Source organism: Gabonia massiliensis, assembly GCF_001403595.1.
Lineage (GTDB): Bacteria > Bacteroidota > Bacteroidia > Bacteroidales > Coprobacteraceae > Coprobacter > Coprobacter secundus.
On record NZ_LN877937.1, the window covers coordinates 153121 to 160650 of the forward strand.

A 7530-nucleotide genomic window follows, 5' to 3' on the forward strand; every position below is an offset into this window, starting at 1 on the left:
TTTTTTCAGTTGTTAGTTATGGGTGATTCGTTATTTGCTTTCGGCCAGAATTTGTCTACCAACTCTTTTTTGATATTCACTTCTTCCGGACGGAAATACTTGCCGAATAGGCTCCATGCTACGTCAAGCATTTCTGTGGTATCGAGGTTGACGTCGATGGCTAGCAGCCGGTTGGAGTAGTCTTTGGCAAAGGCAAGGGTGCGTTCGTCGTAGTTCGTTAGGTCGAAACCGTTTTCAAGCTTGGTCTTGGTCTTGGCATTGGCATTGGCAGCGTCGGCGTACAGGCGCACGGCTGCATTCATCACCTGCGGATGGTCCTTGCGTGTCTTTTTACCTGTGACAAGTTGTTTCAGACGGGACAAGGAACGGAACGGGTCGACGATGATCTTACCGATGTCGCTGTCACGACGGAGGAACAACTGCCCTTCCGTGATATAGCCTGTATTGTCGGGCACGGCGTGCGTGATGTCGCCACCTGATAGAGTCGTCACCGCAATAATCGTGATGGAACCTCCGCTTGGGAACTGTACAGCCTTTTCGTATATCTTCGCCAAATCCGAATAAAGGGAACCTGGCATGGAGTCTTTCGAAGGAATCTGGTCCATACGGTTGGACACGATGGCGAGTGCGTCGGCGTATGAGGTCATATCTGTCAACAGTACCAGCACTTTTTCGTTGTTTTTCACGGCAAAATATTCGGCTGCTGCCAGTGTCATATCCGGAATCAGCAGGCGTTCTACCGGGGGATTCTCGGTCGTATTCATGAAGCTGACGATACGGTCGAGCGCACCGGCATTGGAGAATACGTTTTTGAAGTAAAGGTAGTCGTCGTTCGTCATACCCATACCGCCCAAGATAATCTTGTCGGTCTCCGCACGCAGGGCCACATTCGCCATTACTTGGTTGAAGGGTTGGCCGGGGTCGGCAAAGAAAGGAATCTTCTGTCCGGACACCAGCGTATTGTTCAGATCGATGCCCGCAATACTGGTTGCAATCAGTTCTGAAGGTTGTTTACGCCGTACCGGATTCACGGACGGACCACCAATTTCCACTTCCTCGCCTTCAATGGCGGGACCACCGTCGATGGGGTCGCCGAAGGCGTTGAAGAAGCGCCCGGCAAGCTGCTCGCTTACTTTGATTGTAGGAGCCTTGCCCAAGAATACTACCTCGGCATTGGTCGGAATACCTTCTGTACCCTCGAACACCTGCAAAGTCACTTCTTCACCGGCAATCTTTACCACTTGGGCGAGTTTGCCGGTGACGGTTGCCAGCTCGTCATATCCCACTCCGGTTGCTTTCAACGAACATGTAGCTTTCGTAATCTGTGTGATTTTGGTGTATATTTTTTGGAATGCTTTTGTTGCCATATTTTCGTTTTTTATGCTTTACGTTCTTCGACCAGTTCCTGCAATTGCTTATGGAACTTGTTATATTCTTCGGACTTGAACTTCGAGTAGTTCATCTGCTTGCAGATGTTGATCATCTTCTTGAAGTAATCCATGACTTCGTTGAAGTTGTCGAACTCGAATTCGGTATGGCAAATTTCTATCACTATATTCAGAATTTCTTCCTGACGCTCCATCGGAGTCACGGCATCAATCTCGTCAAAGGCATCCTGTTGCAGGATAACGAAGTCAATTAATTCCGATTTCCAGAAGGTCACGTGATATTCTACGGGCACACCGTTGTCACCCAAGATGTTGATTTGCTCGGCAATCTCCTTACCGCGTTGCAAGCGGGTCTTGATTTCATTCACCTTGCCGATCCACTCACCGTTGATGTGCTTGGCAATATACTCTTCGAATTCGGGATATTCTATATATTTGGAATACGAGTCAATCGGATTTACGGCAGGATAACGCTTCTTGTCGGCGCGGTCTTGCTCAAGGGCATAGAAGCAGCGTGCCACCTTCTTTGTATTCTCGGTCACCGGTTCCTTCAGGTTGCCGCCGGCAGGCGATACTGTGCCGATGAAGGTAATGGAGCCGGACTCACCGTTGTTCAGCTTCACATAACCTGCGCGGCCGTAGAAGTTGGAGATGATGGAGGATAAGTCCATCGGGAAGGCATCGGGACCGGGCAGCTCTTCCATACGGTTGGACATCTCACGCAGCGCTTGCGCCCAACGTGAGGTGGAGTCGGCTATCAGCAAAACCTTCAACCCCATGCTGCGGTAGTATTCAGCGATTGTCATTGCCGTATAGACGGATGCTTCACGGGCAGCCACCGGCATGTTCGAGGTATTGGCGATGATAATCGTACGTTCCATCAGCTTCCGTCCTGTATGCGGGTCTACCAGTTCGGGGAATTCGGTAAAGATTTCTACGACTTCGTTGGCACGCTCGCCACAGGCAGCGATGATAACGATGTCTGCTTCCGCTTGTTTTGAAATGGCGTGCTGGAGCACCGTTTTTCCGGTACCGAACGGACCGGGTATAAAGCCCGTGCCACCTTCCACAATCGGGTTTACGGTGTCGATGACGCGTACACCGGTTTCCAGTAGTTTGAAGGGGCGCGGTTTTTCCTTATAGTTGGTCATGGCACGCTTCACGGGCCATTTCTGTATCATGTTCACCCGGATGTCATTGCCTTCGCTATCTGCCAGCACTGCAATGGTATCTTCAATGCTGTAATCGCCTTCCTTTGCTATGGATTTCACGGTGCACACACCTTTCTGTCCGAAGGGTGCCATGATTTTCAGAGGCTGGAAGTTTTCGTCCACTTGTCCCAGCCAGGCAGCGGCTTCTACTTGGTCGCCCGTCTTCGCCAAAGGCACAAAGTGCCATTTGCTTTCTTTGTCCAGCGGATAGGTGTATTGCCCGCGTTTCAGGAAGACGCCGTCCATCTTATCAAGGTCGTTTTGCAGACCGTCGTAGTTCTTCGAAAGCATACCGGGCCCCAGTGTCGCTTCGAGCATGTGTCCGGTAAACTCGGCTTCGGCTCCCACTTTCAGCCCGCGGGTACTCTCAAATACCTGTACATAGACTTGGGTGCCTACCACCTTGATCACCTCCGCCATCAGCTTGTCTCCACCGGTCGAGATGTAGCAAATCTCATTTTGTGCTACCGGTCCGTCGACGACGAGGGTCACCATGTTGGCTATTACGCCACTAACAGATCCTTTTGTTGCCATATGTTTTTTGTTGTTTGTTTTATCTGAATTCCGCGGGTATCTGCACCTCGTCTTTCAAGGCGGCTATGATGTTGCGAAACAGTTGTTTGCCCTTCTCTTTGTCCAGTGAAACCCACCGTTCTATCATCTCCAGTTGCAGCAGGAAGACAAACAGGCGTTCTACGGTAAAGTAATCGAAGAATGCAGCTTCTTCCATCCACTCCCACCGAAGCCGGTCCAGTTTCTTTTCCCGGTCCGCCAGTTCTTCCGTCTCGCTGATTTTCACCAGTCGCTCCAGAGAGTCTACTTCGGTACCCAGGCCAAAGTCACGGGCATTGGAGGTACGCAAAGCCTCGCACACTTCCGTATCGCCCACAATCAGCGGGGCGGTGTCCATCTTAAATTTGCGTGCTGTGAGTGCCACCAGTATGTTGTTGACAGCGAGGTTGAAACCGAACCAGGAAGACACGAACCGATTCTTGCATTTCATGGCGTATGCGTAATAAAGTGCGGCCAGGCGGTCTTCGTGCAAGCAGCCGTTCTCGGCAGGCTGGCTGATGTATTTGGAAATGAATGTGGAGAGATAAGAAGGGAATACATTGACAGAGACTTTGTCGCCGTCCTTCAGCCGTAAGATGTATTCTGCCAGTTCTTCCGACGAATAGTTTCCGCGGGGGTCAATGGTGGCATCCTTATCTTTCAACAGTTTCAAGACATTCGCGTTGTCGAATTTCAGATAAAACAAATCTATCAGCTTTTTATCATCTTCCGACAAGGCAGGATATAGTTCTGTCTTGAAATCGGCTACTGTATAGCTCAGTTTGCTGTCTTCCAAAGTGAGTTCGGGCAAACCGGCTATCAGGTAATAGTATTTGCTCATAATCTTGTGGGAGTTTTTAGAATAGCATTTCCACTAATTGCGGACGCAGGAGTTCTTTGAAGTAGTTCATAAATTCTTCTTCGCCGAAGTTCACCTTGTACGAACCGTCGGCAGGCGAAACGGAGAACAAGGTCTTGATACCGTTCACTTGCTCAATCTTCACCCCTTTGTCAAGCAGGTCTTTTGCCTTGGCTGCAAAATATTTCGTCAGGTCTTCCGCATCGGCGGTAGAAATGACAATGGGTTCATTCGCACTCCATTTGGATGCCAATGTAACAATGAAAGCATTGAGATAATCCTTGTTTGCAGTAAAAGCCTTTACATCGGTATTTACTATGTTGTCCGTCACCAAAGTCGCAATTTCAGACTTCAGAGCGTTTACAGCCTGACCGGCAAACAACTTCAATTCCGATTTTGTATTCTCTGCCAGTTCACCGGCAGACTTATGGGCGGTAGCCACGATAGAGTTTGCTTCCTTGTGAGCGTCTTCTATAATCTTCTTGGCTTCTTCCTGTGCTTTCGCGATAAGTTTCCGAGCCTCTTCGTTTCCTTTCTCTACGCCTTCGCGGTAAATCTTATCGGTCAGCTCTTGAATTTTGTTTTCCATATTTACAGGAGTTATTATATGATTTATATTACAATATTAATTGCATATAGCCGCAGCGGAAGGTACGGAATCGGACCGGTTGTCTGGCTTTTTCTCTTCGCTGTTCCATGTTTTCCCCTCGCATCGTTGTTTTTACTCAAATCTTCTTCATTAAGAGAAGGTTGGGGTCATCATTGTTACGGACGGAAGTACTATTTGTAAGATAATAGTCTGTACATGGGGCATTTGGATTTTTTGCTATTGATGATGACGGGGCAAACTTATATAATTGGCAAGAATACTGGAAATAAAAAAGTCTGAAGTGGGTAAAACGGATAACGAATTGCCGTTTATGGAGAATGGACCCATTTTATAGAGATATGGTTCTTGTCGGATTTCACATCGATAGGTAAACCGATGTTGCAGTCATAATCGTGCCTGTTTTCAGTTTTCTCTTTCATATACCGGCAGGGGAGAAATGAACCGTGCAATCTAAAATCATTTGCCACGACTCTGTCACAAAGACAAACTGTATGGTCACTTTACGACCGGTGAGATAAGGTATATGGCCGACAATGGAATACTGTCTGGACATGTCAGCGGTTCCGTCAAATATAAAAAGGGAGGCTGTTTTGGTGCATTCCAATGGCAGCTTCCCTTTTTACTGCAAGCGGGGTCTTGAAAATCTTCCTGTCAGAATGAATATACGAAGCCTATTGTCAGGTCTTCCGTGCTCAGGCTAAGTCCGGATACACTGTTGTCATATTTATAGTCATCGCGGTATCCCAGAAAGCCGAATTTGGTAACAAATGAGAAATGGTCGGTCATGTCCAGGGCTATTCCCGGCTTGATTCCGATTTCAAAACCGTTATGGTTATTATGGCCCTTCACCTTATAGGTTGAAATTCCCAAGCCTCCTTCCAAAAACAGACGTACCATGCCTTTGTCGAAATAATTCCACCGTGCATACGGTGCGAAATGGAAGGCATTTACATTCAGATTCTCACCTTTTCTGGTTTTACTTGAATGGGTATATCCGATTTCCAATCCGAAATGCCAGGTATCGTTCAACATATAACCGATTTCCGGTGCCAATGTGAAATTTGTGGCATCGATGTCATTGTCATGGGTGATACCGAATGAACCGCCCAGATACACTTGTGCTTTCGCCGATACGGTGAAAGCTGCTACACATAATAATAATAAAATCTTTTTCATCTTTATAAGTTTTATTTGTTAATAATATAGAATAGGGTTCACTTATTTTTTGCATGTGATCTTTTTCTTTTTTACACACGGCTTCTCATGTAGCTTGCCCAACCCCAAAAACGGTCAAGATAGGTACTCCGAGAATGACTGTCATAAACAGCATAATCTGCCCTGGCATCCTCCTGACAAGTGCAGGCAGGACATCTGATGCTGTACGGAGGGTATTGTCGACCGTCACTTGCATTCTCTCCATAATGCTTTTTCCGTTCCTCCGATGGGTGACGCTGCATTTCTTGATACCGGTCGTCGAATTTGTAGAAGGTTTCGTTCGCCACCGGGTTCATCGGTTCTGTGATTTCTTGTGCCTGCCGTTCTGATGAATCCGGCATGAAGGCGCTTAAAATGTGACACACCCTTTACAGGGGTCCAAAAGTATACCATTTCTTTGATTTGACAAAAGCATTTTTTCCGCTTTGCTTCTTTTTGAGACCTATTCATTTGCCTTAATCTGTCATCCGTTATTCGAAAATCGGGGTTCATGTACCGTTTTTCCGCCTTGGATAAATTATATCAGAGGATACGTTTTTTATTCCCTACTTTTGCCGTTGTTTAATTTTGAATATACTCATGAGGATAAGAACATTTTTATGCATGTCTGCAGTACTGCCACTGCTGGTTTCCTGCACCGGAGGGAAAGAACAGTCCGGAGCGGGGATTATTGTCAAAACAGAGAAAACAGTCCGGTATTCGGATGGAGGCGGGAAGGAATATGCCTTTATCTCCAACCCTTATCGCACATCGGAACTCTCATTCCGGGTAGGGGGGCCGATAGACCGCTTTGATGTATATGCTGGCAACTATTACCCGCAGGGGAGCGTCATTGCCGAGATCGATCCCCGTGACTTCCGTATCCGTAAGGAACGGACGGAGGCTGTGTATGTGCAGATGAAGACCGAGTTTGAGAGGATACAGAAGCTGTATGAGAAGAATAACATCTCTGCCAGCCAATATGAAAAGACCCGTGCCGACTACACGATGGCCAAGACAGCCTTTGACATGGCTTCCAACGAACTGGAAGACTCGCGGCTGATTGCCCCTTTCAACGGATATGTGGGTGAGGTATATATTGAGAAGTTCCAAGACGTGAGGGCTGCACAGCCTGTTTTATCGTTGATAGACATCGACCAGCTCCGTATAGAGGCTTATGTAACGCAGGAAGTAGCTGCCGCCGCCCGGTCGATTGATTCGGTGGAAGTCCGTTTTGACATGTATCCCGATAGGGTCTATAAAGCTCCGGTCATTGAAGTGTCTAAAGGTACTACCCGCAATAACTTGTCCTACCTGCTGACAGCCTTGTTGCCCAATTCGGACCGGAAATTGCTGGCGGGCATGTCCGGTAAGGTGTATATAAATTCGTTCGTTGGGAGCAATAAAGCAGGGGTAGTCATTCCGCAGTATGCGCTTTGCCACCGTCCGACGGAAGGGGACTTTGTCTGGTTGGTCGATGAGGGGACTTCCGAAGTAAGTATGCGGAAAGTAACGAAGGGCAGCCTGCTCCCCGACGGGAAAGTACTCATCGCGGAAGGATTGTCAGGTGATGAGACAATTGCCACAAGCGGCCTTCGCTTTCTTTCGGATGGTATGAAAGTAGAACTGTCTTCTAAAAAGAATTGAACCGTATGAAGTTTGTAAAATATTTCTTGCAGAAAAGATCCGTCACTATCCTGTTGCTGGTACTGGTAC

General features: G+C 47.6%; 7 protein-coding genes. 1 reads left to right on the plus strand and 6 read right to left on the minus strand.

All coding sequences use genetic code 11. The annotated features are described in order from the left end of the window. Window positions 1-5: 5 nt before the first annotated feature. From BN2628_RS01915 to BN2628_RS01940, 6 genes are all read right to left on the minus strand, one after another. Window positions 6-1367 (minus strand): V-type ATP synthase subunit B, encoded by a 1362-nt coding sequence (locus BN2628_RS01915; protein WP_055095799.1) that lies wholly within the window; start codon window positions 1365-1367, stop codon window positions 6-8. A gap of 11 nt (window positions 1368-1378) precedes the next feature. After that, window positions 1379-3133, minus strand: coding sequence for a V-type ATP synthase subunit A (locus BN2628_RS01920; protein ID WP_055095800.1), 1755 nt, complete (start codon window positions 3131-3133; stop codon window positions 1379-1381). A 19-nt stretch (window positions 3134-3152) separates the two neighbouring features. Continuing rightward, a complete protein-coding gene (locus BN2628_RS01925) occupies window positions 3153-3992 on the minus strand; it encodes a DUF2764 domain-containing protein (protein ID WP_055095802.1) in 840 nt (279 codons plus the stop codon). A 16-nt stretch (window positions 3993-4008) separates the two neighbouring features. Beyond that, complete coding sequence (locus BN2628_RS01930; protein ID WP_055095804.1) at window positions 4009-4599, minus strand: ATP synthase subunit E; 591 nt, start codon at window positions 4597-4599, stop codon at window positions 4009-4011. Window positions 4600-5271: 672 nt separating this feature from the next. After that, window positions 5272-5796 (minus strand): outer membrane beta-barrel protein, encoded by a 525-nt coding sequence (locus tag BN2628_RS01935; RefSeq protein WP_055095806.1) that lies wholly within the window; start codon window positions 5794-5796, stop codon window positions 5272-5274. Between the two features lie 71 nt (window positions 5797-5867). After that, window positions 5868-6176: a hypothetical protein gene (locus tag BN2628_RS01940; RefSeq protein WP_055095808.1), complete on the minus strand. Its 309-nt coding sequence runs from the start codon at window positions 6174-6176 to the stop codon at window positions 5868-5870. A gap of 238 nt (window positions 6177-6414) precedes the next feature. Between BN2628_RS01940 and BN2628_RS01945 the strand changes: the two genes are divergently transcribed. Continuing rightward, on the plus strand, window positions 6415-7461 hold the full coding sequence (locus tag BN2628_RS01945) for an efflux RND transporter periplasmic adaptor subunit (protein ID WP_055095810.1): 1047 nt from the start codon (window positions 6415-6417) through the stop codon (window positions 7459-7461). Window positions 7462-7530 lie beyond the last annotated feature (69 nt).